The organism is Variovorax sp. efr-133-TYG-130 (assembly GCF_030208835.1).
Lineage (GTDB): Bacteria > Pseudomonadota > Gammaproteobacteria > Burkholderiales > Burkholderiaceae_C > Variovorax.
In genome coordinates, this window is the sequence record NZ_JARVTD010000028.1 from 109,923 (window position 1) to 135,269 (window position 25,347).

Sequence of the window (25,347 nt, forward strand, 5' to 3'; positions counted from 1 at the left end):
GTTCAGCGGTCCACGGCCAGCGTCAGGGTTTCCTTGATTTCCTCCATCACCACGTAGCTGTGCGACTCGGCCGCCACCGGCAGCTTCTTGAGGATGTCGCCCAGCAGGTGGCGGTATTCGCTCATGCCGCTGAGCCGCGCCTTCACCAGGTAGTCGAAGCTGCCCGACACCAGGTGGCATTCGAGCACCTCGGGCATGTGCAGCAGCTCCTGCTTGACCTTGTCGAACACGTCGCCTGACTTGGCCGACAGCTTGATCTCGACGAACACCAGCAGCGTCTTGCCCAGTGCCTCGGGGGACACCCGCGCGTGATAGCCGGTGATGACGCCGTCGCGCTCCATGCGCTTCACCCGCTCCGCGCAGGGCGACGCCGACAGGCCGATGTGCTCGGCCAGTTCGGTCATGGAAATGCGGCCCTGGCGCTGCAAGGCATCGAGGATCCGGCGGTCGATTCGGTCGAGTTCGGGCATTTCACTTCGCAGGCGGCCTTGGGTGATTTCCAGCAGCGGATTTCACTGCCGAATCTCAAAAAACAATGGAATCCACTGGATTGTGCATCTTAAATTCCTTTCATTCCATTCGAATCGGCGGATACACCATGAAAGTCATTGTTCTCGGCGGCGGCGTGATCGGTACCACCACGGCCTACTACCTCGCCCGCTCCGGCGCGGAGGTCACCCTGCTCGACCGGCAGGACGGTCCGGCCGAGGAAACCAGCTTCGGCAACGCCGGCCAGGTGTCGCCCGGCTACTCCACGCCGTGGGCAGCGCCGGGCATTCCGCTGAAGGCCATCAAGTGGATGTTCAAGAAGCATGCGCCGCTGTCGATCCGCCCCGACGGCACGATGTTCCAGCTGCGCTGGATGGCCGCCATGCTGCGCAACTGCTCGCCCGAGACGTACGCCGTGAACAAGGAGCGCATGATGCGCGTGGCCGAATACAGCCGCGGCTGCCTGCAGCAGCTGCGTGCCGACACCGGCCTGCAGTACGAGCAGCGCACCGGCGGCACCCTGCAGCTGTTCCGTACGCAGGCCCAGCTCGACGCGGTGCAGCGCGACATCGCGGTGCTCGAAGAGTGCGGCGTGCCATACGAACTGCTCGACCGCGATTCGCTGGCGAGCGTGGAGCCCGCGCTGGCCGGCGCACGCGACCGCCTCACCGGCGGCCTGCGCCTGCCCAACGACGAAACCGGCGACTGCCACCTCTTCACCCGCGGCCTCGCGGAAATCGCGCGCGGCCTGGGCGTGGACTTCCGCTTCGGCCAGACCATCGCCGGCCTGGAAACCGACGGCAGCCGAATCACCGGCGTGCGCACCACCACCGGCAAGATCCTCACCGCCGACCGCTACGTGATGGCCTTCGGCAGCTATTCGCGCGCGGCCATCGCCTCGCTGGGCCTGGACATCCCGGTCTACCCGGTCAAGGGCTATTCGCTGACCGTGCCGCTGCTGGACGAATCGCTGGCCCCGCAATCGACGGTGCTCGACGAGACCTACAAGGTGGCCGTCACCCGCTTCGACAACCGCATCCGCGTGGGCGGCATGGCCGAGCTGGGCGGCTTCGACCTGCGCCTGAACCCGGCGCGCCGCGCCACGCTCGAAAAGGTGGTGACCGACCTGTTCCCCGGCGGCGACGTGCCGCGCGCCACGTTCTGGACCGGCCTGCGCCCGATGACGCCCGACAGCACGCCCATCGTCGGCGGCACACGCTACGCCAACCTGTTCCTCAACACCGGCCACGGCACGCTGGGCTGGACCATGGCCTGCGGCTCGGGCAAGCTCATCTCCGACATGGTGATGGGCCAGCGCCCCGAGATCCGTACCGACGGCCTCGCGATGGACCGCTACGACCAGGGCGCGCCGCGCGCAACGCGCCCCAGCACCGCTGCCGCACCCGCCTGACGCACCTGACGAAGGCTTGGGCCACGCCGTCACGGCACATTGGCCTACAGGATCGCCGCGACGTCGCGGTTGCACGGTTGGTTTCCGCCGCTACCCTCGAGGGGACGGATCCAACTCATGCAACCCCTCATTCACATCGCCTACGCGAGCAAAGCGACACAAGCCTTCGACCCCGGCGCCCTGGCGCAGCTGATGCAGAGCGCAAGCAGCGCCAATGAACGCCGCGGACTCACGGGCTTTCTGCTCTACGACAACCGCCATTTCTTTCAGTTGCTGGAAGGTCCGCCGGCCGTTGTCGACGAGACCTTCCAGAAGATCGTCGCCGACGCGCGGCATGGCGAGATCGTCCGCATCCTGAACGAGCCTCTTCCCGCGCGCCAGTTCGACGAATGGTCCATGTCGTTCATGGCCATGGCGCCGGGCGAACTCCGCGCCATCGACGGGCTGCAAGACGTCTTCGACGCAGACGCCACGTTCACGCAATTGAATCCGGCACAGGCGCGCCGGGTGATTGCCGCCTTTGCCGACGGACGCTGGCGGCAGAACATCGTCGGGCGCGCATCGCAAGGAGGGGCTACCGTCACCGGCGCGGCCACCGACGCGCCGGACTTGACCGCGCCCGCATCGGCGGCCTGGGCGTCGGCGTACGGCCGCAGCTATGCCTATCAGCCGATCGTCGACACGGCGGCACTGAAGGTCGTGTCCTATGAGGCCCTCGTTCGCGGCGCCCGCGGCGAATCGGCCTTCCAGGTGCTGGGGGCGGTGCCTGCCGCGCAGCTCCACGGCTTCGACGCCGAAGGCCGAACCGAAGCCATCGCTCAAGCGGCGCGCCTGGGGATCGCCTGCGACCTGAACCTGAACTTCATGCCGCAGAGCGCCGTCGCGTCGCCGCGCGTTCTGGACAGCACCGTGGCCGCGGCCCGGCGATGCGGTATTGGGCTCGACCGCATCGTCATCGAGATCACGGAGACCGAGGCCATTCAGGACCATCGCGGCTTCTCGGAGTCGATCGACGTGTACCGGCGCCAGGGGTTGAAGGTGGCCATCGACGACTTCGGGGCCGGTTACTCGGGGCTGAATCTGCTCGCCGAATTCCAGCCCGACCAGATCAAGGTGGATATCGCCCTGGTGCGCCAGATTCAGGTCAACGGGCCGCGCCAGTCGATCGTGCGGGCGATCGTCGGCCTTTGCCGCGAGCTGTGCATCGACGTGATCGCCGAAGGCATCGAGTCGACGGACCAGCTGCGCTGGCTGGAAGACGAAGGCGTGCACCTGTTCCAGGGCTACCTCTTCGCGAAGCCGGGCTTCGAGTGCCTGCCGATGCCCGCGTTTCCCCAGCCCCGCCAGATGCAGCCGCTCCAGACCCAGGTTCAGACCCTTACGCGGCCTTCGCAACAGGAATGACGACGCCCATGCTGCGGTGGACCTCGGCTTCGCCATGCTTCGCCAGCAACTGCATGAGGTGCTTGCGGATCAGCATGCCCGGCTTGTCCGACTCCATCGAATACTCCACACCGCGCCGGCGCGTGTCGACCAGCGCATCGGGGTCGGTCGACTCGAGGATGTCCTTGTCCTCGCGCGTCACCGCATCGTCGAAGTCGATCAGCATCTGCGCCGCGCAGTCGGCCTCGGTGTCGTTGCGGAACAGCCATTGGCACAGCTGCATGCGCCCGTCGTCGATGGGGGTGAAGCAGTTGATGATGATGTGGCGCACACCGCTCGGATACTCGATGTCGAGCCGCCGCGAGAACGGCAGGAAGTATGCGTTGCGCATGTGACGCGTGGTGATCGGGTCGGTCACGCCGCTGATCGCGTGGAACTTCACCGGGTTGGTGGCCTCGATGACCGTCTCGGCATAGAAGCCCGTTTCGTTTTCCACCAGTTCGTACTTGCTCGGCTTCGGGCTCGCGGCCACGCCGAAGGTGGCGCGATGCACGAAGCTGAAGTGCGAGTTGTCGAAGGAGTTTTCCAGCGCGCGCATCGGGCTGGTCTGCCACTCCTCGTAAAACTGGAAGATGGTGCGGTAGCCCGGGTCGTCGAACTCGGGAATGGTGGGGATGTCGGCGATCGGATCTTCCAGCGCCACCCAGGCATAGCCGTAGCGCGCGGTGCAGTGGTAGGCGGTGGTGCGGTAATCGGGCGAGATCTTGCGGTCGGCGTCGTACTGCGGAATGCGCACCACCTGGCCGCTGCGGTCGTAGGTCCAGCCGTGGTAGCCGCACTGGATGGCACCGGTGCCGCAGGCCTGGCCTTCGCTGTCCACGCACCAGCCTTTTGACAGCTTCGCGGTGCGGTGGCAGCAGCGGTCGCGCAGCGCGGCAGGCTGGCCGTGCGAATCGATGAAGAGAACGATGTCCTCGCCCAGCAGCTTGAAAGGCTTCGGGCCGTTGGCGAGTTCGGTGAGCGGCATGACGGCATGCCAGAACTTGCGGAAGACGGGTTGTTGGGTAACGAGCATGCGCGGACTCCTTCTGTGGTCGTGTGGGGACGAACTGAAAGAGCAATTTCCTGCCAGGGACGGACGATGCCCGCCACGTGGCTGAACGCTTCTACTCTGCGCAAGCTGCCTCGCAAATTGCGCGCCCGGATTGTGGCTCCGCTTTTTCCGCAATGCACGCATTCCTTCGCAATGCCCGAGCAAAAGCCTTGGCATGCCTCGTGCATCGACCGGTGCAAGAGTAGAAGCGTTCAGCAGCGCACGCACCATCCACGTGCGCCCGCCCGGAAATTGCTCTTGAAACGCCTTCTGCCTTGCGGCGGAGGGATTCAAGACCCGAAGACTCCGAGGCCCCAAATGCAACGTCGATTCTTTCTTGCGGCCGGCACCGCCGCCCTTGCCCCCATCACCGCGCCGTCCGTGTTCGCCCAGGGCAGCACCGGCAAGCTCACCCCGCTCAAGTTCACGCTCGACTTCCGCATCAACGGGCAGACCGCGCCCTTCTTCCTTGCACTGGCCAAGGGCTACTACAGGGACGAGGGACTCGATGTGAGCATCGACACCGGCGCGGGCTCGGTCGCCTCGATCACGCGCATTGCCAGCGGCGTGTACCAGCTGGGCCTGGGCGACATCAGCTCGCTGGTCGAGTTCAACGCGCAGAACCCGGGCACACCGATGGTGCAGGCCGTCTACCAGTACTACAACCGCGCACCATTCGTGATCATCGGCCGCAAGGACCGTGGCGTCAGCGCAGACTTCAGGAGCCTCGCGGGCAAGAAGGTGGCCGCCGCGGCCGTCGAATCGACACGGCGCGCCTGGCCGATGGTGGCGCGCAAGCAGGGCATGCGCGCCGATGCCTTCCAGTGGCAGACCACCGACTTCAGCGCGCGCGACAACGTGATGGTGCGCGGCGATGTCGATGCCGCCACCTATTTCCACGACTCGGCCGTGTCGCTGTTCGCACGCATGAAGCCGGAGGAGCTGTCGGTGCTCAAGTACGCGGACGCCGGCGTCAACCTGTACGGCAACGCGATCCTCGCCAGCAGCAACCTCGTGGCGCAGAACCCGAAGGTGGTGGCCGCCTTCCTGCGCGCGAGCAACCGCGCCATCGTCGAGACCTTTGCCAACCCGGCGCCGAGCATCGCGGCCATGCGCCAGCGCGAACCCATCCTCGACGAGAAGATCGAACTCGAGCGCTGGGGCATCACGGCGCAGTACGTGGGCGCGGCGGACACGCGCGGCCACGGGCTTGGCGATATAAAGAAACTCACGCTCGAGCAGCAGGTCGACGAAGTGGCCGATGTCTTCGGCCTCAAGGTCAAGCCCGCGTCCGACGCCATCTTCAACACTTCAATGCTCCCATCGCGCAGCGAACGCTCCCTCCCCAAGGCATGAACATCCTCAGCAGCAACAACAACACCGCCTACCCCGCCGAAACGACGCTCGACGAGCGCGACGGCCGCTACCTGCGCAAGGCCATCGTGTGGTCGCACGCGGCGCGTCGGCGGGGCAACCGCCCCTTCGGCTCGGTCATCGTCTCGGCCGCCGGCGAGGTACTGGCCGAGGCCGGCAACAGCAACACCGAGACCGGCGACTGCACCGCCCATGCGGAGGTCAACGCATTGCGCGCGCTGGCAGGGCGCAACATCTCGCGCGAAGAGCTGGCAGGTGCCACGCTTTACGCCTCGGGCGAGCCCTGCGTGATGTGCGCGGGCGCGATCTTCTGGTCGAACATCGGCCGGGTGGTGTTCGGCATCGACGCCGAGCGCCTGCGCGTGTTCCGCGGCGAGCGGCAGGACCAGCGCGACGCCGAGCTGTCGTGCCGCGACGTGTTCCGCGCCTCGCCGCATCCGATCGAGTGCATCGGCCCCGCTCTCGTCGACGAAGCCAGCGCCGCGCACGACGGCGCCTGGAAGACCTGAAAGCGGGCGCACTAGACTCGCCGCATGCCCTGGCACGCCCGTCTCCATCTCGCCTACACACAAGAAGCCGCCCGCACCGTCGCCCGCTTTCGCCATGACGGCCCGCTGCGCATCCTGCAGAGCCTCTACCCCGAGGGCGACGCCGTCTGCCACAACGTGCTGGTGCACCCGCCGGGCGGGCTGGTGGGCGGCGACACGCTCGACATCGACATCGAGGCCGCCGACGGCAGCCATGGCCTGATCACCACGCCCGGTGCCTCGCGGTTCTACCGCTCCGAAGGCGAACTGGCGCTGCAGCGCACCCGCATTCGCCTCGCGGCCGGTGCGCGGCTCGAATGGCTGCCGCTCGAAGCCATCTGCTACAGCGGTTGCCGGGCCGAGAACCGCCTGAGCATCGAAGTGGCGCCCGGCGCCGAGCTGATCGGCTGGGACGTCACCGCGCTCGGCCTGCCTAACGCCGGCCAGCCCTTCGAGCGCGGCACCTACCTGCAGCACATCGAAGTGCCGGGCCTGTGGCTGGAGCGTGGCCGCATCGACGCGGCCGACCATCGGCTGCTGCAAAGCCCGCTGGGCCTGGGCGGCCACCGCTGCATGGCCTCGCTGTTCTTCGTGGCAGGTTCACCGCTGGCGCGCGCGCGACGCGACGCGCTGCTGGCACATGCGCGCAGCCTGCTGGAAGCCGGCCCGCTGCACGGCGGCGCCGGCGCCACCAGCCCGCATGCCGAGGTGGTCGTGCTGCGGGTGCTGGCGCCGGTGGTCGAACCCGCGATGCAGCTGCTGCGCCAGGTGTGGCAGGCATGGCGCGGCGAACTGTGGCAGTTGCCGAGCGCCACGCCGCGCATCTGGGCGACCTGAGCGCCGACGGCGCACCTGACCGCGCTCCTTCCTGCCCGCGCCCGCGCCCGCGTGCGTTTGCACCACAACGGCGGGCTTGGCAAGCGAGCAAGCACCTAGCCGCTTCGACGCATCCAGCTGAACTTGTTGGCCGTACTCAGACAGCGCCGGCCCGCGGCCGCGCAAGTCGTCTGTGCCCATTCCAACACTTTCACTACCGAGGTGACGTCGATGAGATTGTCCAAAACGCCTGTCCAGGCCTGTGTTCTCGCGCTCAGTGCGCTCGCCGCCGTGAGCGCATTCGCCTCCAGCCACCGCGAGGCGCCCTCGATCGCGGGGATGCCCAAGCTCGACGGCACAGACTTCTACATGTTCCGCAGCTACGAGCCCAACCGCCAGGACTACGTGACACTGATCGCCAACTACCAGCCCGACCAGGGCGCGTACGGCGGCCCCAACTACTACTCGATGGATCCGAACGGGCTATACGAGATCCACATCGACAACACCGGCAGCGCGATGGAAGCGCTGACCTTCCAGTTCCGCTTCACCAACACGCTGCGCGACATCCAGCTGCCGATCTCGGGCAAGCAGGTCTCGATTCCGCTGGTGCAGGCCGGCCAGATCTCGGCACCCAACCAAGCCACGAGCAACCTGCGCGAGACGTTCACGCTCACCGTCGTGCGCGGCGACCGCCGCAAGGGCCAGGCCGCCGCGGTCACCAATGCCGCCAACGGCAACACCGTGTTCGACCGGCCGACCGACAACATCGGCGAGAAGACCTTCGGCGGCCCGAACGGCTATGCCGCCTATGCGGCCCAGCAGATCTACAACATCAACATCCCCGGCTGCGCCGCGGGGGGTCGCGTGTTCGCGGGCCAGCGCCAGGACCCGTTCGCGGTCGCGCTGGGCCAGGTGTTCGACCTGATCAACCTCAACCCGCTCGGCTCGACCAGCGCCTACGGCGCGGGCACGCTGGCCACGCGCAACGTCAGCACGCTGGCGCTCGAGGTGCCGATCTCCTGCCTCACCGCGGGCGGCACCGGCCCGATCATCGGCGGCTGGACCACGGCCAGCGCGCGCCAGGGCCGCCTGATCGCCAGCCCGCCCAAGAGCGGCCACGGCACCACGACGCTCAACGGCGGCGCATGGGCGCAGGTCTCGCGCCTGGGCATGCCGCTGGTCAACGAAGTGGTCATCGGTTTGAAGGACAAGGACGCGTTCAACAGCTCCAAGCCGATGGACGACGGCCAGTTCGCCACCTACGTGACCAACCCGACGCTGCCCGCGCTGATCCAGTCGCTGTACCCCAGCGCACCGGCGCCCACGAACTTCCCGCGCACCGACCTGGTCGCGGCCTTCCTGACGGGCATCGACGGCCTGAACAAGCCCGCCAACGTCAAGGCCTCGGAAATGCTGCGCCTGAACACCAGCATCGCGCCCACGGCGATGGCGAGCCAGAGCAACCTCGGCGTGGCCGGCGGCGACAACGCGGGCTTCCCGAACGGGCGACGCCCGGGCGACGACGTGGTGGACATCGAGCTGCGCGTGGCCATGGGCGCCCTGTGCGTGCTGACGGGTGCCAACGACGCGCTCAAGGTCGGGTGCAAGCCCGCCGATGCGCCGGCCGGCGGCGCGGCCATCACCGATGGCGCGCTGCAGAGCCCGTCGCAGTTCCCGGCTGCGTTCCCCTACCTGAACACCCCGCTGCCCGGCGCCGTCAACGCCGCAGCGGCACCATGAACGGGAGCACCGCATGAACCGGAACATCCATCGCATCGGCGCCGCCCTGCTGCTGGCCGCAGCCCTTGCCGGCTGCGGCGGAGGCGGAGGTGGCGGCGGGGGCGGGTTCTACCCGTTCCCGATCGGCGGAAACAACCCGCCGCAGAATCCGCCGCCCGCACAGGCCGATCCCTACGACCAGTTCATCGCCTATGTACAGGCGATGGTCGCCACCATGCTCGACACGAGCGAACCGGCGAACGTGGCGGTCTTCGACCCGCCGCCGACTTCGGAGACCAAAGAGCCGGTCGCCACGCAGTAGCCGACATGCGCCGCACCGCATCCGCGACAGCATGGGTGGCAGGCGCCGCGCTCGCGCTGGCCGCCTTTGCAACGCACGCGGTGCCGCGCGTGCCCGCCAGCGACGACGAAGTGGTGGAGACACTGCCCGTCGTCGCCGGCTGGTCGGGCGAACAACGCCGGCTGCGCCGTGAACTGGCGCAGCGGCCGAACGACGAGGCCACAGCCATCGCGGCGGCCTCCACCTACCTCGACCTGGCCCGCGAACAGGGCGACGCGCGCTACGCCGGCTACGCCATGGGCGCGCTGCAGGCCTGGGATGCCACGCCGCCGGCCCGGATCCCACCCGCGGTGCTGGTCATGCGCGCCACGGTCGCGCAGTTCCTGCATGACTTCGACGGTGCCGAAGCCACCCTGCGGATGGCGCTCGCCAGACGCCCCAACGATGCACAGGCGTGGATCACGCTGGCCACCATTCTTCGCGTGCGCGGGCGCTACAACGAATCGGACGCTGCCTGCCGCTCGCTCGGACGATCGGGCCCCGCCTTCTACGGCGTGGCCTGCCTCGCGGAAAACGCCGGGCTGCGCGGCAACCACGCCGACGCCCGCCAAGCCTTGCAGGCCCTGCTGGCAGACCCCGCGCTGCGCGACGCAGACAAGGCCGGCACGCGGCAGTGGCTGCTGACCAGCGTCGCCGAGGTGGAAGAACTGGCGGGCCGCCAGGCCGAAGCCGACGCCGCCTATCGCAAGGCCGTGGCGGCGCAACGCTCGGGCTACCTGCTGCTGGCCTACAGCGACTATCTGCAGCGCGCCGGGCGCCATGCCGAAATCCCGAAGCTGCTGGCCAACGAGGCGCGCAGCGACGCGGTGCTGCTGCGGCTGGCCATTGCCGGCGCCGCGGCGCGCGACAAGCGCGCCCAGGCCGAAGCCGACGAACTGCGCCAGCGCTTCGAGGCCGCCGCGCTTCGCCCCGGCACCACCGCGCTGCACGCACGCGAGGAAGCCATGTTCGCGCTCGACGTGCAGAACAACCCGAAGCGCGCGCTCGAACTCGCGCGCCTGAACCTCAGGCTGCAGCGCGAGCCCATCGACTTCCTGGTGTTCGCGCGAGCCGCCTCGGCCGCCAACGACACCACCGCGCGCGACGAAGTGAAGGCGCTGATGCAACAGATCGGACTGAAGGATGCGCGTGTCGATGCAACGCCTTGAACGCGCCGGGCTGGCCGCGCTCGCCATGCTGATGCTGGTCGGTCTGCTCCTCGGCGCGGCGCCGGCCCACGCGCACAAGGCGAGCGATGCCTACCTGCAGTTGCAGCGCAATGGCGACACGATCGACCTGCGCTGGGACATCGCGCTGCGCGACCTCGACGCGATGCTCGACCTGGACACCAACGCCGACCGCAAGCTCAGCTGGGGCGAGGTGCGCACGCGCCTTGCGGACATCCGCGCCTATGCGCTGGCGCGCCTGCGCCTGCAGCAGGGCCAATGCGTGCTGGCCGAAGCGCAGCCGCCGGCCGTCGAAGACCGCATCGACGGCGCCTACCTCGTGCTGCGGCTGCAGGCGCCATGCAAGGCGGGCGCCGCGCTCGACATCGACTACCGCCTGTTCCGCGAGGTCGATCCCACGCACCGCGGCCTGCTGCGCATGGAAGCGGAAGACGCCGCCAGCGCACAGCCCACGGTGCGCTCGCTCGACCCGTCGGCCGGGCCGGTTTCGCTGCCGTGGCCCGGGAATGCCGGTGAGGCCGGCGCGGCGGGCACCGATGCGGCGGCGCAGGCCGACGGCGGCTTCTTTCGCGACGGCATCCACCACATCCTCATCGGCTACGACCACATCCTGTTCCTGATCTGCCTGCTGCTGCCCGCCGTGCTGCGCCGGCGTGCGGACGGCTGGGAGCCGGTGCTCGCATGGCGCGAAGCGGTGTGGCCGATGCTGGGCATCGTCACCATGTTCACCATCGCACACTCGATCACGCTGGCGCTCGCGGGGCTGAAGATCGTGACCATCTCGCCGCGCATCATCGAGCCCGGCATCGCCATCACCATCATGCTGGCGGCCGTCGACAACATCTACCCGGTGCTGCGCGGGCGCCGCAAGCTCTTCAGCTTCCTGTTCGGGCTGATCCACGGCTTCGGCTTCGCGGGCGCGCTGGCCGAGCTCGACCTGCCGCTGCGCGACTTCGTGATCGCACTGCTGCAGTTCAACCTGGGCGTGGAGGCCGGACAGCTGATGGTGGTGGCCGTGGTGCTCGTCGCGTTGCTGGCGCTGCGCAACTGGCAGCGCTATCCGCCGCTGGTGCTGCGCGGCGGCTCGGCGCTGGCGGTGCTGGTGGCGGCCATCTGGCTCGGCGAGCGTGTGTTCGACGTCAAGGTGCTTCCTTTTTCATAGCGCACCCATCCGCATGCCCCATCGCGGGAACGCATGTGTAGACCCCGTCTGACGGACAGCCGCCCTGCAAGGGCGCACGCTGGCCCCTTTCCTCCACCGCCCGAGAAGGATCGCCCATGTCCGCAGACGACATCACGGACCCGGCCGCGCAACGGCTGCTGCACCGGCGCCTCGCCCGTTTCAACGCCGCCCGGCTGAAGCCGGGCACTCCTTCCCCGCAGTGGCGCGAAGACCTCGCGCGCGAGCACGAACACCGGCTGCTGGAAGGCGACTTCCTCGAATCCCTGCGCAGCCAGGTGCAGGTGGCGGCGTCCGCCGCGGCCGGCAATGCGGACCACTTCGCGAGCTGGTTCGAGACGCTGGAGCGCACCGGCCCCGGCCAGCACCACCCGCTGTTCGACTGGCTGGCGGAAGAAGCCACGCTGGCGCAGATGCGCTGGTTCCTCACGCAGGAGGCCGCGGGCGAGGCGGGCTTCGAAGACCTGCTGGCCTTTACCCAGGTCAAGCTGCCGCCGCAGCCCAAGCTCGAGTGCGCGCGCAACTTCTGGGACGAGATGGGCCACGGCAAGCAAGGCGCCATGCACGGCCAGATGCTCGAGCAGATGGTGCGCGAACTCGACCTGCATCCGGCCATCGACACCACGGCGTGGGAGTCGCTCGCGCTGGCCAACACCATGGTGGGTCTTGCGGCCTCGCGGCGCTATGCGTACCACGCCGTGGGCGCGCTCGGCGTGATCGAGCTCACCGCGCCGGGCCGCGTGAAGAAGGTGGCGGCCGGCATGCGCCGCCTGGGCCTGAGCGGCCGCGCGCGCGCCTATTTCGACCTGCATGCGGCGCTCGACGTGTCGCATGCACGCGCCTGGCTGCGCGAAGTGATCCGCCCGCTGGTCGCGGAAGACCCGGCCTGCGGGCAGTTCATCGCCGAGGGCGCGCTGATGCGGCTGGCCTGCGGGGCGCGTTGCTTCGCGCGCTATGCGGCGGAACTGCAGATCGAGGAGGCCGCCGCATGCTGAACGCCGCCGGCGTACTGCGCCAGGTGGCGGCCACGGGCTATCGCTTCACCACAGTCACCCCCCTCACCCACCAGCGCGTGCTCGCGCGACGCGGTCGTGAGCCGGGCTCGACGCTGCGCGACGTCTTCGGCTGGAACCTCCCGTTCGAAGCGGGTGCGTTGCCGCCCGCGCTGCTGGCCGGCATGGAGCAGGCCGGCATCGTGCGGCGCGACGGTTCGCTGCTGCGCAGCACCGTGCGCGTCGCCAGCCTCGGCGACGACCTGTTCTTCCACTCGGCATACCCCACGGTCGAAGAGAACGCCGTGTTCTTCGGCCCCGACACCAGCCGCTTCGCGCGCTTCATCGGCCATGCCCTGCAAGCGCTCAAGCCCCGGGGCGCAGTCCCGCTGCGCGTGCTGGACATCGGCTGCGGCAGCGGTGCGGGCGGCATCGTCGCGGCGCGCGCGCTGGCCGAAGCCGGCGCGGCGGCGACGGTGGTCATGAACGACATCAACCCGCTTGCGCTGCAATACACCGCCGTCAACGCGGAGGTGGCCGGCATTCCCGTGGCGCTGGCGCAGGGCGATGCACTCTCGGCGGTGCAGGGCACGTTCGACCTCATCATCTCCAACCCGCCCTACCTCGACGACGCCGCGCAGCGTGCCTACCGGCACGGCGGCGCGCGGCTCGGGCGGGCCCTGGGCGTGCGCATTGCGGCAGAGTCGCTGAAGCGTCTTGCGCCGGGCGGCCGGCTGCTGCTGTACACCGGCGTGGCCATGGTGGACGGCGAAGATCCCTTCCTGCGCGAGCTGCAACCGCTGCTCGCGGCCTCGGGCTTCGAGTGGTCGTATGCGGAGATCGACCCCGACGTGTTCGGAGAGGAGCTGGAGCGGCCGGTGTACGCGTACATCGACCGCATCGCCGCGGTCGGCCTCGTCGCCCGCCGTCCGCTGGGAGACGGGTAGTGGCCGCCGAACTCGACATCGGCCCCGACGCGCGCCGCCTGTCGCAGGTGCGCGAATGCAGTTTGCTCGAACGCATGCCCAAGTGGCTCATCTGCGTGCCGCTGGTCGTGCAGTGGCTGTGGCTGTCGGTGCGCCACGGCGGCGTCACCGTGCCGTCGGCGGCCAACCCCCATCTCACGTCGGGCGGCCTGGTGGGCGAAGGCAAGCTCGAGTACTTCGACGGCATGGGCCCGCTCGCGCGCTCCTTCACCGCCGACCACTGCGCCGTGCGCAACGACGACACCGCCACCGAGCCCGCGCTGCGCCAAGCCATGGAACGCGCCGGCTTCGGTTTCCCGGTGGTCGTCAAGCCCAACCTCGGCCTGTGCGGCTACGGCGTGCGCCTGCTGCACGACATGGCCGCGCTGCGGGCCTACCTCGTGGTGTTCCCGCGCGACGAGACGGTGGTACTGCAGCGCTACCTGCCGCAGGAGGGCGAAGCCGGCATCTTCTACGCGCGCGATCCGGTGACGGACGAGGGCCGCATCATCGGCCTGGCGCTGCGCTACTTCCCGCGCGTGACCGGCGACGGCCGCAGCACCGTGGGCGAGCTCATCGCGGCCGACACGCGCGCACGCCGCATCGCGCGTTCGCCGCGCCACGAATGCCGCGTGCCGCTTGCGAGCGTGCCCGCCGCCGGGCAGCACGTGCGGCTGGCCACCATCGGCTCGACCCGCGTCGGCGGGCTCTACCGCAACGGCGCGGCGCTGGCCACGCCGGAGCTCGCGCGCGCCGTCGATGCCATCGCGCGCGACATGCCCGCATTTCACTTCGGCCGCTTCGACGTGCGCTTCGACAGCCTGCGCGAGCTGGCCGCCGGTCGCGGCTTCACCATCATGGAGATCAACGGTGCGGGCTCCGAAGCCATCGAGGCCTGGGACCCCGACATCGGCTTGCTGCAGGGCTTTCGCATGGTCTTCGCGAAGCAGCGGCTGCTGTTCGCCATCGGCGCCGCGCAGCGCAGGAACGGCGTGCGGCCGATCGGGCTGCTGGCGCTGGCACGGCTCAACCGGCGGCAGAACCGCCTGGTCGAGCGGTACCCGCCTTCCAACTGAGAGATCAGCATGCAGACGGAAACCATCGCCCCGCACGCTTTTCCGATCCATCGGCCCGCCGCGCACGCACCCGTGCTGGAGACGCGCTGGGCCGACTGCGAGGAAGACCTGCGCGACGCCCAGCGGCTTCGCTTTCGCGTGTTCGCGCAGGAAATGGGCGCGCACCTGGCACCGCCCGAAGGCACGCCCCCCGGGCTGGACGCCGACCGCTTCGATCCCTTCTGCGACCACCTGCTGGTGCGCGCCATCGACCCGGAGCACGGCCCCGGCCCGCTCATCGGCACCTACCGCGTGCTGACGCCCGATGCGGCGCGGCGCGCGGGCGGCTTCTACACCGACACCGAGTTCGACCTGACCCCGCTCATGCCGTTGCGCAGCCGCGCGCTGGAGCTGGGCCGCTCGTGCGTGGATGCCGAGTGGCGCTCGGGCAGCGTCATCATGGCGCTGTGGACGGCACTTGGGGCATACATGGTCGAGCACCGGCTCGACACCATGATCGGCTGCGCCAGCATCGGCATGGAAGACCACGGCCTGGCCGCCGCGCGGCTGTGGCACCGGCTGTGCCGCACGCACCTGGTCGAACAGCGCTGGCGTGTCGAGCCGCGCATCGCGCTGCCGCTGGACACCGACCTGGAGGCCGATGCCGGCAGCGACGCAGCCGCGCCCGCCGCGCCGCCGCTCATCAAGGGCTACCTGCGCTGCGGTGCCCGCCTGCTCGGGCCGCCCGCGCTCGACGCGGCCTTCAACACCGCCGACCTCCCGCTCATGCTGCGGCTGGACGACGTCGCGCCGCGCTACCGCCAGCACTTCTTTGGCGTGACTTCCGGCATGACTTCCGGCGTGCCTTGCGGCGTGTCCACGTGAGGCTGGCCGCACGCCCGCGGCGCGCGCTGGCCTCCGTGGTGGGGGCGCAGTTCCTGAGCTCGCTGGCCGACAACGCACTGCTGATCGTCGCCATCGACCTGCTCATGCAGCAGCACGCGCCGGGCTGGATGACGCCGGCGCTGCGGGTGTTCTTCTACGTCTCTTACGTGCTGCTGGCCGCCTTCGCGGGCGCGGTGGCCGATGCCGCGCCCAAGGACCGGGTGCTGATGGCCACCAACCTCGTCAAGCTCGGCGGCTGCGGCCTGCTGCTTTGGCATGTGCAGCCGCTGGTGGCCTATGCGCTGGTCGGCCTGGGCGCGGCCGCCTATTCGCCGGCCAAGTACGGCATCCTGCCGGAGCTGCTGCCGCAGGACGCGCTGGTGGGCGCCAACGGCTGGATCGAGGCGACCACAGTGCTGTCGATCCTGTTCGGCGTGGCGCTCGGCAGCTCGCTGGTCGGCAGCAGCCAGGCGCTGGTGGCCATTGGCGCGGTGTACCTGCTGGCCGCGGCGTGCACGCTGGCGATACCGCACACCCCGGCACGCGATCGCGCGGCGCTGGCGCATCCGGGCCTCCTGCTGCGGGACTTCAGGCATTCGCTGGGGCTGCTGTGGCGCGACCCCGACGCACGCATCTCGCTGGCAGTCACCAGCCTGTTCTGGGCCGCCTCCGCCACGCTGCAGTTCATGGTGCTGCGCTTCGCCGCCGAACGGCTGGGGCTGAAGCTGTCGCAAGGGGCGCTGCTGCAGATCGCGGTGGCCATCGGCATGGCACTGGGTGCGCTGGGCGCATCGCGCTGGTTTCCGCTGCCGCGCGCCCGGCGCGCGCTGCCGCTGGGCGTGGTGCTCGGTGCCGCGGTGCTGCTGATGACCCTGGTCACGCAACCCATCGTCGCGGCCGTGCTGCTGGTGGCGATCGGCGCGCTCGCGGGCCTGCTGCTGGTGCCGATGAATGCGCTGCTGCAAAGCCGCGGCCTGCTGCGCATGAACCCGGGCCAGTCGATCGCGGTGCAGAACTTCAACGAAAGCCTGGCCTCCCTGGCCATGCTGGGGGTGTACGGCGCGCTGCTCTACTTCGATGCGCCGCTGCTGCCCACGCTGGCGGGGTTCGGCGGCTTCCTGGTGCTGGCCATGGCCGGCATCACCGTCTGGTCGCACCGACTGGGGCCGGCGAGCGATGCGCTGGCGGCGCAGAACGTATAGCCGCGAAGAGGGCACCCGGAGGTGCCTCCTCGTTCGATGGCCGGCCGCGCGTCAGTCGAGCTTGACGTTGGCCTGCCTGATCACCTGGCCCCACATCTGGCGGTCGTCATGGATGAAGGCGGCGAACTCCGCCGGTGAGTTGCAGCGCAGCTCACCGCCGTAGTCGCGCCACTTCTTCGCCAGTTCTTCGGACTGACAGGCCTTCTGCATGGCGGCGCTGAGCTTCTCCAGGATGGGCTTGGGCGTGCCGGCCGGCGCGAGGATGCCCTGCCAGGCGATGGGCGCGTAGTCCGGCAGGCCTGCCTCGGCGAAGGTCGGCACTTCGGGGAAGCTCGGATGCCGCTTGCTGCCTGTGATGGCCAGCAGCTTCAGCCGGCCGGCGCGGATGCTTCCGGCCGCAGCGGGCAGGCCGTCGAACATGGCCTGCACCTGTCCGGCGATCAGATCGGTGTAGGGGCTGGTGCTGTTGTAAGGCACGAGGTTGGTCTTCACGCCCGCGACGTTGTTGAACCACACGGCCGACAGGTGCGAATAGCTGCCGATGCCCGCCGTCGCGACCGCCACTGAATCGGGCCTGGCCTTGAGTGCCGCAATGAGCGCGCGCGCATCCTTCGCCTCGACGCCGGGCGTGGCGATGAGCCCGGTGTTCAGCACGCCCAGCAGGCTGACGGGCGCGAAATCCTTCTCGGCGTTGAACGGCAGCTTCGCGTACAGGTGCGGCACCACCGACAGCGAACTGGTCGTGCCGATGTACAGCGAGTAGCCATCGGCCGGCGCCTTGGCGGCCACCTCGGTGCCGATGATGTTCGAGGCACCAGGCCGGTTTTCCACGAAGAAGGTCTGGCCCAGGATCTTCGTGAGCTCGGCGGCGATCTCGCGCGCATTCGCGTCGGGCCCGCTGCCCGCGGGAAAGGGGGCAATGATGCGCACCGCCTTGCTCGGGTAATCCGCCTGCGCCGCCGCGCCGCCGGCCACTGCGCCGGCCGAGGCCATCACGCCGAGGGCCATCCAGCGGCGGACCGTCATCTTCAGAACTCTCATCGGCTTGTCTCCTGTTGATCTTGCGTGCCGTTTGCACGAGGTCGAATGATAGATAAATACGTTGTATTGTCAAAATACGATAATCTCAATATCATTTCTTCAACGCAGAGCCGGATACCGGCCCGCTTTATCGCCAGGAGACATTGAATTGACCGAAAGCAGCCCATCGAACCTGCAGTTCAGCCACATCGGCCTGTACGTGAGCGACCTCCCGCGCATGGCGCGCTTCTACCGCCAGGCCCTGCGCTTCACGCAGACCGACGCGGGCGACCTGGGTGCGGTGCAGCTGGTGTTCCTGAGCCGGGACCCGCGTGAGCACCACCAGTTGGTGCTCGCCACCGGCCGGCCGGCCGATGCGGGCTTCAACGTGGTCAACCAGATCTCCTTCCGGGTGCCCGACATCGCCACGCTGCGCCAGTTCCATGACCGGCTGCTGGCCGAGGGCGCGAGCGACATGCACCCGGTGACGCACGGCAACGCGGTGTCGGTGTATTGCCGCGATCCCGAGGGCAACCGGCTCGAGCTCTTCATGGACACGCCCTGGTACTGCGAGCAGCCGCTGCGCGAACCGGTCGACCTGTCCCAGCCCGACGAGGTCATCCTTGGGCGTGCGGAAGCCATCGCCAGGCGGTTTCCGAAGTTCATGAGCCGCGCCGAGTGGCAGGCCGAGGTGGCGCGCCGCATGGAAGAAGACCAGCGTGGCTGAGCCCCGGCACATGCACGACGTCGCGATCGTCGGACTCGGCCCCACCGGCGCCACGCTGGCCAACCTGCTGGGCGCGGCGGGGCTGTCGGTGGTGGTGCTCGAGCGGGAAGCCGGCGTGTTCCCGCTGCCGCGCGCGATCCACTTCGACGGCGAGGTGCTGCGCATCCTGCAGGGCGCGGGACTGCGCGAGCAGGCCCTGGCCATCGCGCGCCCCGGCGAGCAGGGCATGCACTTCGTCAACGGCGCGGGCGAGACCATGCTGATACGCGGCGGCAGCGCCGCGCTCGGGCCGCACGGCTGCGCCAACAACTACTACTTTCACCAACCCGAGCTCGAGGCCGTGTTGCGCGAAGGCCTGGCGCGCTTTCGCAATGTGCAGGTGCGGCTGTGCAGCGAGGTGACCGGCGTCGCGCAGGACGCGGACGGCGCCACCCTGGCCGTGCGCGAAACCGGCAGCGGCCGGGCGTCCACCGTGCGCGCGCGCTACGTCATCGGCTGCGACGGCGCGCGCTCGCCGGTGCGACGGCACATGGGCAGCGCGATGCTCGACCTCGGGCTGCGCCAGCCGTGGCTGGTGTTCGACGTGGTGCTCACCCAGCCGGTCGACCTGCCCACGCACACGGTGCAGCACTGCGACCCGGCACGACCCATGACCTATTGCAACGTGGTCGGCGACCGTCGGCGCTGGGAGATCATGGTGCTGCCCGGCGACGACCGCGAAGCGCTGGTGCAGCCCGCATCGTTGTGGCGGCTGGTTGCGCCTTGGGTGCGGCCCGACCAGGCGCGGCTGGAACGCGCGGCCATCTACACCTTCCATTCCGTCATCGCGCAGGGCTGGCGCCGGGGCCGGCTGCTGCTGGCGGGCGATGCCTGTCACCAGACGCCGCCCTTCCTCGGCCAGGGCATGTGCGCGGGCATCCGCGACGCGGCCAACCTCGCATGGAAACTCGAAGCGGTGCTGGCGCGTCAGGCCCCCGATGCGCTGCTCGACACGTACGAGTCGGAACGCGCACCGCATGTGCGCGCGCTCATCGAGCTGGCGGTGCGGCTGGGCAACATCATCCAGACCACCGACCCGGCGCTGGCCGCCGAGCGCGACGCGAGGTTCCGCGCAGGCCGCCCGGAGATCTTCGAGCTGCCGCCGCAGGTGCTGGGCGAAGGCGCCTTCGACGCGCAGCCCGGCTCGCCCGCGGGCCGGCCTTTTCCGCAGCCGCGCCTTTGCGACGGACGGCTGCTCGACGACCTGCTGGGTCGCCGCAGCGCGGTCATCGGCCAACCCGCCGCGCTCGCGGCCGCCGCTCCCGCCACCGTCGAGCGCTGGCGACGCGCCGACGCGATGGTCATCGACCAGCCCGACGCGCCGCTGCGCGACTGGCTCGATGCGCAGGAAGCGCAAGCGGTGATACTGCGGCCCGACCGATATATCGTCGGCGTCGCGCGCACGGGGCTCGATCTGGATCGCATCTCGCAACACCTCCCCGTCGCGCCATGACATCCTGGAGGAAATCGCGTGCCGGAAAAATCCCTGTCCAGCCTGGGCCGCATGCTGGGCGTTCTCGACCTGTTCGACGACACGCACCTGACACGCACGGCGGACGACATCTCGGCCGCGCTCGACGTGTCGCTGCCCACGGGCTACCGCTACGTGCGGCTGCTGCTGGAGGCCGGCCTGCTGCAGCGCGTGGAGGATTCGCACTACGCGCTGGGGCCGCGCATCATCCTGCTCGACCACTACATCCGCAAGGCGGACCCGGTGCTGCGCGAAGGCATTCCGGTGATGCGCGAGCTGGTGGCGGCCACCGGCTTCGACTGCGTCGCTTCGGGCCTGTTCGGCATGCAGGTGCTCGACACGCACCGCGAGATGGGCGGTGCGCCGCCCGCGCTGGCCTACGGGCGCGGCAGGCCGCGTCCGCTGTTCCAGGGCGGCGCGCCCAAGGTGCTGCTGGCCACGTTCGCGCCGGCGCAGTTGCGCAAGGTCTTCGACGCCCGCCACGACGAGCTGGTGCGCTGCGGGCTGCCCGCCGAGTGGAGCGAGTTCCGCCGCTACTACGCGGCGATCCGCAAGGCGGGCCACTACATCTCGATCGGCGAGCTCGAGCCGCAGCTCGCGGCCGTCGCCGCGCCGATCCTGAAGGCCGATGGAGGCGCATGGGGCGCCATCTCGCTGGTCTTCGACACCTCGCGCCTGTCGATCGTCGATCTCGACAAGATGGTTCACCTGATCACCGAGGGCGCTTCGCGCATTGGAGGTCGCCTGGCGTAAACCCGTTTCCACAACCACCACGTGCCCTCGCGGGCCTCACGGACAGACCATGAAACTCATCAGCTACCAACACAACGGCATCGACAGCTACGGTGCGGTGACAGGCGAGCGCGCGGACCGCGTTGCCGACCTGCGCGGCATCTTCGGCAGCCGCGCGACGGACCTGAAGGCGCTGATTGCCGCCGGCCTGCTGGACGAGGCCGCCGCCGCCATCGCCAAGGCCGACGCCACGCTCCCGCTGGGCGAAGTGCAGCTGCTGCCCGTGATCCCCAACCCCGGCAAGATCGTTTGCGTGGGACTCAACTACGGCGAGCACGTGCGCGAGACCGGCCGCGAGATCACCGAGAAGCCCACGCTCTTCCTGCGCGTGGCCGAGTCGCAGGTGGCGCACGGCGAAGATATCGTGCTGCCGCCCGAGTCGAGCAAGCTCGACTACGAGGGCGAGATCGCCATCGTCATCGGCCGGGGCGGACGGCGCATCGCCCAGGCCGATGCGTGGAACCACATCGCCGGCTACGCCTGCTACAACGACGGCAGCATCCGCGACTGGCAGACCGCGACCCCGCAGTGGACGGCCGGCAAGAACTTCTGGCGCACCGGTGGTTTCGGTCCGTGGATGGTCACGCGCGACGAGATCGCCGACGGCCAGGTCATGACGCTGGTCACGCGGCTCAACGGCCAGGAGATGCAACGCACCACCACCGACAAGCTGATCCACGGCATTCCCCGGCAGATTGCGCACATCTCCGCCTTCATGCCGCTGGCCGCGGGCGACGTGATCGTCACCGGCACGCCCGGCGGCGTGGGCGCCAAGCGCACGCCACCCGTGTGGATGAAGGCGGGAGACATTGTCGAGGTGGAGGTCGACGCGATCGGCGTCTTGCGCAACGGTGTGCGCGTGGAGTGACACGTCCCGCCGGGCAGGAGCCCGGGCCGATCGGTCACGGCGGCGCAGAAGGTTCGGGCAAAAGATGAAGTAATTCGTTTACAGTCCGCAACATCCGCTCCACGACGCCACCGCCCGAGTGAACCTCAGAAAATCTGCCAACAGTCTGGTTGTTCGCCTGCTCGTGATGGGTCTGCTGATGGCCATGCTGGGGACCGCCGCCAGTTACACCCAGCTCACCCGCTTCCTGCGGGAAGACCTGACCCGGTCGGTGGCGGTGCAGCAGACGGCCCTGGCCGACTACGTGGCGCGCGATGTCGACAACTACCTGGGCGAGCGCCTCTCGTTCCTCGAGCGCCTGGCCGCCACGCTGCCGCCCGACCTCCTGGCCCGGCCCGAGCGGCTGCGGGCCTGGCTGGAAGAACGCAGCACCCTCAGCGCCCTGTTCCCGATCGGCCTGAAGGTTGCCGACGCCACCGGCAGGCGTCTCGACGGCGCGGGCCAACTCGCAACGGACGATCCGGAATTCGAGGCCGCGCGCCACGGGCAGCCGGCGCTGGGCCGGGCCCGGGCAGCCGCCTCCGGGCACTCGGTGCTGCCCATGGCCGTGCCGCTGCGCGACGCCGCCGGCCGGGTGAGCGCCGTGCTGCTGGGCACCGCGGACCTCTCGGCCGACGGCCTGCTCGACCACCTGCAGCGCGGGCGCGTGGGCCAGGACGGGGGCATCCTGGTGGTGTCGCCGCGCGACCGGATCTTCGTGGCCTCCACGGACGTCGGCATGTCGCTCACGCCCACCCCGCCCGAGGGCGTGAATCCCCTGCACGACCGGGCCATGGCCGGCTACCGCGGCAGCGGAACGACCCGCAACGCCAGGGGCATCGAGGAAATCTCCGCCATCGCGTCGGTGCCGACCAGCGGCTGGTTCGTGGTGGCGCGGCTGCCGGTGGCGCAGGCATTGGCGCCGGTGGGGCGCATGCAGACCTTCATCCTGCAGCAGCGCGCGCCCGCGGTGGCGGCGGTGCTGGTCGTGATCGGCCTGATCATGGCCTGGCTGCTGCGCCCGCTGCTGCGCGCCGCCGACCAGGCCGACCGGATGACGCGCGGCGAACTCGCGCTCGCACCGCTGCGGGTGGTGCGCAACGACGAGATCGGCCACCTGACGCAGGCCTTCAACCGGCTGCTGGCCAAGCTGCAGGACAACCAGGAGGCGCTGGCCCGCCTGGCCCATCACGACACGCTGACCGGCCTGCCCAACCGCAAGCTGCTGGACGACCGGCTCCTGCAGGCGCTGGCGCGCGCCAGGCGGCATTCGCACCGGGTGGCCGTGCTCTATCTCGATCTCGACGGCTTCAAGATGCTCAACGACACCCTCGGCCACGAGGCGGGCGACCAGGCCCTCCGGGAAATCGCGCGCCGGCTGCAGGCGCTGGTGCGCCAGACCGACACGGTGGCGCGCATCGGCGGCGACGAATTCGTGCTGCTGGCCGCCGACATCGAAGGGCCCGCGGACCAGAACGCCCTGGCGCTGGCGCGGCGATGCGTCGAGGCGATCGCCCGGCCGCTGCAGTTGGCGCGGTCACCGATCGTGATCGGCGCGTCGGTCGGCATCGCCCTGGGCAGCGGCAATGAAACCCCGCAGGACCTGCTGTCCACCGCCGACAAGGCGATGTACCGGGCCAAGCAGAACGGGCGCGGCCACTGTGTCGCGGCCGCTCAGAACGTGTAGCGCGCGCTGACCCGCACGCTGCGCGGCTCCATCGGGTGGATGTGCCGGTCGTTGACGCCGCCGCCGCAGGTGCCGCTCGCCACCTCGCCCGCGGTGCACGAGGCGTAGTAGTACTCGATGTCGTTGCCCTTGCGGCCCGCCAGGTTGAACACGTCGAGCCCCAGCGTCAGGCGCTTGTCGACCGCATAGCGCGCGCCGAAGTTCAGCAGCGTGGCCGCGCGCGAGCGCACGTTGTTCAGCGTGTCGAGCGCGCGCGGGCCCATGTAGCGCAGCCGCAGCGATGCGGTCCAGGGGCCTTCGGCGTAGGTGATGCCGGCCGCCAGCACGCGCTCGACGGCGTTGTCGATGTAGTTGCCCTCGCCTTCGGGCGCCGCGCCCTTGAAGCGGGCGCGCGACACGGCGGCGTCCACCTCCAGGCGCCAGGCGCGGTCGAACTTCCAGCGCAGCGTGGCCTCGAGCCCGCGCCGCGTGCTCGCGCGCCCCGGCTCGGTGGTGCCCGCGTCGCCGACATAGACCAGCTCCGAAGCCAGGCCGAGCTTCCACAGCGCCACCGTGGCGGTGAGGTCTTCGTCGGGCTGGAAGCGCCAGCCGATCTCCGCGCCGCGGCCCTTCACCAGCGCGGGCACGCGGTCGGCCGGCAGGCCGCTGCGCGGGTCGGCGGCGATGACGGCGCCGCGCACGTCGTTGCTGTGAAAGCCCACACCCGCGTTCAGATAGAACTCGTGCGCCGGCGTGGGCGAGAAGGCCAGGCCGAACTTGGGGCTCAGCTGCGAATCGTGGCCCTTGCCGCCGTTGAGCGGGCCATACACCGGCTCTCGGCCCTGCACGTTGTAGCGCAGCGCGTCGCCGCGCAGGCCCACGTAGCCGCGCCACCGGTCGCTGAAGTTGACGAGCTGCTGCCCATACACGGAGAACAGGTCCTGCGAGACCTTGTCGTTGCGCACGGTGCCCAGGCGCTGGCGCGCCTCGGTGTCGTAGAGGCCGACCTCGCCGATGCGGTCGCCGCGCCACTGCGCGCCGAAGCTCAGCAGTCCGTCGAGCCCGGCGATCTTGTTGGCCATCGCGTGCGAGCCCTGCGCGCCGAAGATGCGGCGGCGGTCGGTCTGCTCGAACTGGTCGCCGTTGACCGGGTTGTTGAGGAAGTAGGTGAAATCGGAGAACAGGTCGAAGCGGTAGCCGATGGCGTAGGCGCTGAACTCGGTGTCGCCGCCCGGGCCTTTGTCGAACCACTTGCCCGACAGGCTGATGCGCTGGGTCTTGCCGCCGTCGGTCGGGTTCAGGCTGCCGAAGCGCGGCAGCTCGCCGCTGTCGATCAGCCGCTCGGGCACCTGGTCGGTCGAGGTCCATTGGCTCTTGTAGGCCATGGCGGTAACGCTGAAGCCGCGCGTCTGCGAGCCCTGCGAATAGCGCAGCACGGCGTTGGTCTTCCTGAGGTTCTCGGGCACGTTCCAGGGGCCGTTGTTGCCTTCGAGCTCGATGGCGCCGAGCCAGGTCTGGTCCTGCACGGTGCGCGAGCCCGCGGCCAGCAGGCGGCGAAAGTCGTGCGAGCCCACGGTCACTTCGGCAAAGGGCGATTCGAGCGCGCTGAAATAGTCGAGCGACGCGCTGCCCGCGAGCGAGAAGTCGCCGCTCTGCGCGAAGTAGGGTCCCTTGCGGTAGCGCACGCCCGACACCAGCTCCGGAATCAGGAAGTTCAGGTCGGCATAACCCTGGCCATGGCCGTGCGTGGGCATGTTGACCGGCATGCCGTCGACCGTCACCGCGAAGTCGGTGCCGTGGTCGAGGTTGAAGCCGCGCAGGAAGTACTGGTTGGCCTTGCCGTCACCCGAATGCTGCGTGGCGACCACGCCGGGCACCGCCTCGACGATGTCGCCGGGCCGCAGCTTGGGCCTGGACTGGAAAGACTCGCGCTCCACCGCGCCCTCGCTCGCGCTGTCGGCCGTGCCGATGGCCGCATCGCGCGGGCCGACGATCTGGATTTCCGGCAGATGGCTCTGCTGCTGCGCGCAGGCCGCCGCGCTGCCGAACAGCGCACCGAGCAGCCACGGCCGCGGGAGGCGCGAAGCCGCGCGAGATGAGAAGTTCATGAATGCCCTTGTCTCCG

General features: G+C 69.6%; 23 protein-coding genes. 19 read left to right on the top strand and 4 right to left on the bottom strand.

Annotated features, from left to right (window positions below):
- Positions 1 to 2: 2 nt before the first annotated feature.
- Complete coding sequence (locus tag QRN67_RS22580; RefSeq protein ID WP_081269309.1) at positions 3 to 470, bottom strand: Lrp/AsnC ligand binding domain-containing protein; 468 nt, start codon at positions 468 to 470, stop codon at positions 3 to 5.
- 128 nt (positions 471 to 598) lie between these two features.
- Between QRN67_RS22580 and QRN67_RS22585 the strand changes: the two genes are divergently transcribed.
- Together QRN67_RS22585 and QRN67_RS22590 are read left to right on the top strand one after the other, a co-directional pair.
- Positions 599 to 1,900, top strand: coding sequence for a D-amino acid dehydrogenase (locus QRN67_RS22585; protein ID WP_285413680.1), 1,302 nt, complete (start codon positions 599 to 601; stop codon positions 1,898 to 1,900).
- A gap of 39 nt (positions 1,901 to 1,939) precedes the next feature.
- The gene (locus tag QRN67_RS22590; RefSeq protein ID WP_285413682.1) at positions 1,940 to 3,304 is read left to right on the top strand and encodes a diguanylate phosphodiesterase; all 1,365 of its coding nucleotides are present in this window, start codon (positions 1,940 to 1,942) and stop codon (positions 3,302 to 3,304) included.
- Here the strand turns inward: QRN67_RS22590 and QRN67_RS22595 are convergent.
- Positions 3,279 to 4,358: an aromatic ring-hydroxylating dioxygenase subunit alpha gene (locus tag QRN67_RS22595; protein WP_081269306.1), complete on the bottom strand. Its 1,080-nt coding sequence runs from the start codon at positions 4,356 to 4,358 to the stop codon at positions 3,279 to 3,281. The two genes, QRN67_RS22590 and QRN67_RS22595, sit on opposite strands and share 26 nt — an antisense overlap.
- Before the next feature lie 336 nt (positions 4,359 to 4,694).
- Here QRN67_RS22595 and QRN67_RS22600 point away from each other — a divergent pair, with 336 nt between their 5' ends.
- The 12 genes from QRN67_RS22600 to lplT all read left to right on the top strand — a co-directional run bounded on the left by QRN67_RS22600 (position 4,695) and on the right by lplT (position 16,621).
- Entirely contained in the window at positions 4,695 to 5,732 is a 1,038-nt protein-coding gene (locus tag QRN67_RS22600) for an ABC transporter substrate-binding protein (protein ID WP_285413683.1), read from the top strand.
- On the top strand, positions 5,729 to 6,259 hold the full coding sequence (locus QRN67_RS22605; RefSeq protein WP_081269304.1) for a nucleoside deaminase: 531 nt from the start codon (positions 5,729 to 5,731) through the stop codon (positions 6,257 to 6,259). Before QRN67_RS22600 ends, QRN67_RS22605 begins: the two co-directional genes overlap by 4 nt.
- A gap of 24 nt (positions 6,260 to 6,283) precedes the next feature.
- Entirely contained in the window at positions 6,284 to 7,114 is an 831-nt protein-coding gene (locus tag QRN67_RS22610) for an urease accessory protein UreD (protein ID WP_285413684.1), read from the top strand.
- Positions 7,115 to 7,324: 210 nt separating this feature from the next.
- Positions 7,325 to 8,836: a DUF4331 domain-containing protein gene (locus QRN67_RS22615; protein WP_285413685.1), complete on the top strand. Its 1,512-nt coding sequence runs from the start codon at positions 7,325 to 7,327 to the stop codon at positions 8,834 to 8,836.
- Positions 8,837 to 8,849: 13 nt separating this feature from the next.
- The gene (locus tag QRN67_RS22620; RefSeq protein WP_285413686.1) at positions 8,850 to 9,137 is read left to right on the top strand and encodes a hypothetical protein; all 288 of its coding nucleotides are present in this window, start codon (positions 8,850 to 8,852) and stop codon (positions 9,135 to 9,137) included.
- A 5-nt stretch (positions 9,138 to 9,142) separates the two neighbouring features.
- Entirely contained in the window at positions 9,143 to 10,324 is a 1,182-nt protein-coding gene (locus tag QRN67_RS22625; RefSeq protein WP_285413687.1) for a tetratricopeptide repeat protein, read from the top strand.
- Positions 10,311 to 11,504 carry a HupE/UreJ family protein gene (locus QRN67_RS22630; protein WP_285413688.1) on the top strand — a complete coding sequence of 398 codons (1,194 nt, stop codon included), beginning with the start codon at positions 10,311 to 10,313 and terminating at the stop codon, positions 11,502 to 11,504. The genes QRN67_RS22625 and QRN67_RS22630 overlap by 14 nt, the downstream gene beginning before the upstream one ends.
- 116 nt (positions 11,505 to 11,620) lie before the next feature.
- Positions 11,621 to 12,517, top strand: a complete 897-nt coding sequence (locus QRN67_RS22635) for an iron-containing redox enzyme family protein (RefSeq protein ID WP_285413689.1) — start codon at positions 11,621 to 11,623, stop codon at positions 12,515 to 12,517.
- Positions 12,511 to 13,461 carry a methyltransferase gene (locus tag QRN67_RS22640; RefSeq protein ID WP_285413690.1) on the top strand — a complete coding sequence of 317 codons (951 nt, stop codon included), beginning with the start codon at positions 12,511 to 12,513 and terminating at the stop codon, positions 13,459 to 13,461. Before QRN67_RS22635 ends, QRN67_RS22640 begins: the two co-directional genes overlap by 7 nt.
- Complete coding sequence (locus QRN67_RS22645; RefSeq protein ID WP_285413691.1) at positions 13,461 to 14,555, top strand: hypothetical protein; 1,095 nt, start codon at positions 13,461 to 13,463, stop codon at positions 14,553 to 14,555. Before QRN67_RS22640 ends, QRN67_RS22645 begins: the two co-directional genes overlap by 1 nt.
- A gap of 9 nt (positions 14,556 to 14,564) precedes the next feature.
- Complete coding sequence (locus QRN67_RS22650) at positions 14,565 to 15,419, top strand: GNAT family N-acetyltransferase (protein ID WP_285413692.1); 855 nt, start codon at positions 14,565 to 14,567, stop codon at positions 15,417 to 15,419.
- The gene (gene lplT, locus QRN67_RS22655; RefSeq protein WP_285413693.1) at positions 15,416 to 16,621 is read left to right on the top strand and encodes a lysophospholipid transporter LplT; all 1,206 of its coding nucleotides are present in this window, start codon (positions 15,416 to 15,418) and stop codon (positions 16,619 to 16,621) included. Before QRN67_RS22650 ends, lplT begins: the two co-directional genes overlap by 4 nt.
- A gap of 51 nt (positions 16,622 to 16,672) precedes the next feature.
- Here the strand turns inward: lplT and QRN67_RS22660 are convergent, their stop codons facing one another.
- A complete protein-coding gene (locus tag QRN67_RS22660; protein WP_285413694.1) occupies positions 16,673 to 17,662 on the bottom strand; it encodes a Bug family tripartite tricarboxylate transporter substrate binding protein in 990 nt (329 codons plus the stop codon).
- A gap of 148 nt (positions 17,663 to 17,810) precedes the next feature.
- Here QRN67_RS22660 and QRN67_RS22665 point away from each other — a divergent pair, with 148 nt between their 5' ends.
- From QRN67_RS22665 to QRN67_RS22685, 5 genes are all read left to right on the top strand, one after another.
- A complete protein-coding gene (locus QRN67_RS22665; protein ID WP_285413695.1) occupies positions 17,811 to 18,368 on the top strand; it encodes a VOC family protein in 558 nt (185 codons plus the stop codon).
- Positions 18,361 to 19,860, top strand: a complete 1,500-nt coding sequence (mhpA, locus tag QRN67_RS22670; protein WP_285413696.1) for a bifunctional 3-(3-hydroxy-phenyl)propionate/3-hydroxycinnamic acid hydroxylase MhpA — start codon at positions 18,361 to 18,363, stop codon at positions 19,858 to 19,860. The genes QRN67_RS22665 and mhpA overlap by 8 nt, the downstream gene beginning before the upstream one ends.
- Before the next feature lie 18 nt (positions 19,861 to 19,878).
- On the top strand, positions 19,879 to 20,631 hold the full coding sequence (locus QRN67_RS22675) for an IclR family transcriptional regulator (RefSeq protein WP_234383163.1): 753 nt from the start codon (positions 19,879 to 19,881) through the stop codon (positions 20,629 to 20,631).
- A gap of 49 nt (positions 20,632 to 20,680) precedes the next feature.
- Positions 20,681 to 21,538 (top strand): fumarylacetoacetate hydrolase family protein, encoded by an 858-nt coding sequence (locus QRN67_RS22680; protein WP_285413698.1) that lies wholly within the window; start codon positions 20,681 to 20,683, stop codon positions 21,536 to 21,538.
- A 118-nt stretch (positions 21,539 to 21,656) separates the two neighbouring features.
- Positions 21,657 to 23,243: a GGDEF domain-containing protein gene (locus QRN67_RS22685; RefSeq protein WP_285413699.1), complete on the top strand. Its 1,587-nt coding sequence runs from the start codon at positions 21,657 to 21,659 to the stop codon at positions 23,241 to 23,243.
- On the opposite strand, the gene QRN67_RS22690 is transcribed toward QRN67_RS22685, so the two are convergent.
- Complete coding sequence (locus QRN67_RS22690; RefSeq protein ID WP_285413700.1) at positions 23,231 to 25,330, bottom strand: TonB-dependent receptor; 2,100 nt, start codon at positions 25,328 to 25,330, stop codon at positions 23,231 to 23,233. The genes QRN67_RS22685 and QRN67_RS22690 overlap by 13 nt on opposite strands.
- Positions 25,331 to 25,347 lie beyond the last annotated feature (17 nt).

What these genes read in the sequence shown, in the direction of transcription:
- QRN67_RS22580 (WP_081269309.1), bottom strand. Translation starts at nt 470, where the DNA reads ATGCCCGAACTCGACCGAATCGACCGCCGGATCCTCGATGCCTTGCAG.
- QRN67_RS22585 (WP_285413680.1), top strand. Translation starts at nt 599, where the DNA reads ATGAAAGTCATTGTTCTCGGCGGCGGCGTGATCGGTACCACCACGGCC.
- QRN67_RS22595 (WP_081269306.1), bottom strand. Translation starts at nt 4,358, where the DNA reads ATGCTCGTTACCCAACAACCCGTCTTCCGCAAGTTCTGGCATGCCGTC.
- QRN67_RS22600 (WP_285413683.1), top strand. Translation starts at nt 4,695, where the DNA reads ATGCAACGTCGATTCTTTCTTGCGGCCGGCACCGCCGCCCTTGCCCCC.
- QRN67_RS22605 (WP_081269304.1), top strand. Translation starts at nt 5,729, where the DNA reads ATGAACATCCTCAGCAGCAACAACAACACCGCCTACCCCGCCGAAACG.
- QRN67_RS22610 (WP_285413684.1), top strand. Translation starts at nt 6,284, where the DNA reads ATGCCCTGGCACGCCCGTCTCCATCTCGCCTACACACAAGAAGCCGCC.
- QRN67_RS22615 (WP_285413685.1), top strand. Translation starts at nt 7,325, where the DNA reads ATGAGATTGTCCAAAACGCCTGTCCAGGCCTGTGTTCTCGCGCTCAGT.
- QRN67_RS22620 (WP_285413686.1), top strand. Translation starts at nt 8,850, where the DNA reads ATGAACCGGAACATCCATCGCATCGGCGCCGCCCTGCTGCTGGCCGCA.
- QRN67_RS22625 (WP_285413687.1), top strand. Translation starts at nt 9,143, where the DNA reads ATGCGCCGCACCGCATCCGCGACAGCATGGGTGGCAGGCGCCGCGCTC.
- QRN67_RS22630 (WP_285413688.1), top strand. Translation starts at nt 10,311, where the DNA reads ATGCAACGCCTTGAACGCGCCGGGCTGGCCGCGCTCGCCATGCTGATG.
- QRN67_RS22635 (WP_285413689.1), top strand. Translation starts at nt 11,621, where the DNA reads ATGTCCGCAGACGACATCACGGACCCGGCCGCGCAACGGCTGCTGCAC.
- QRN67_RS22640 (WP_285413690.1), top strand. Translation starts at nt 12,511, where the DNA reads ATGCTGAACGCCGCCGGCGTACTGCGCCAGGTGGCGGCCACGGGCTAT.
- QRN67_RS22650 (WP_285413692.1), top strand. Translation starts at nt 14,565, where the DNA reads ATGCAGACGGAAACCATCGCCCCGCACGCTTTTCCGATCCATCGGCCC.
- QRN67_RS22660 (WP_285413694.1), bottom strand. Translation starts at nt 17,662, where the DNA reads ATGAGAGTTCTGAAGATGACGGTCCGCCGCTGGATGGCCCTCGGCGTG.
- QRN67_RS22680 (WP_285413698.1), top strand. Translation starts at nt 20,681, where the DNA reads ATGAAACTCATCAGCTACCAACACAACGGCATCGACAGCTACGGTGCG.
- QRN67_RS22690 (WP_285413700.1), bottom strand. Translation starts at nt 25,330, where the DNA reads ATGAACTTCTCATCTCGCGCGGCTTCGCGCCTCCCGCGGCCGTGGCTG.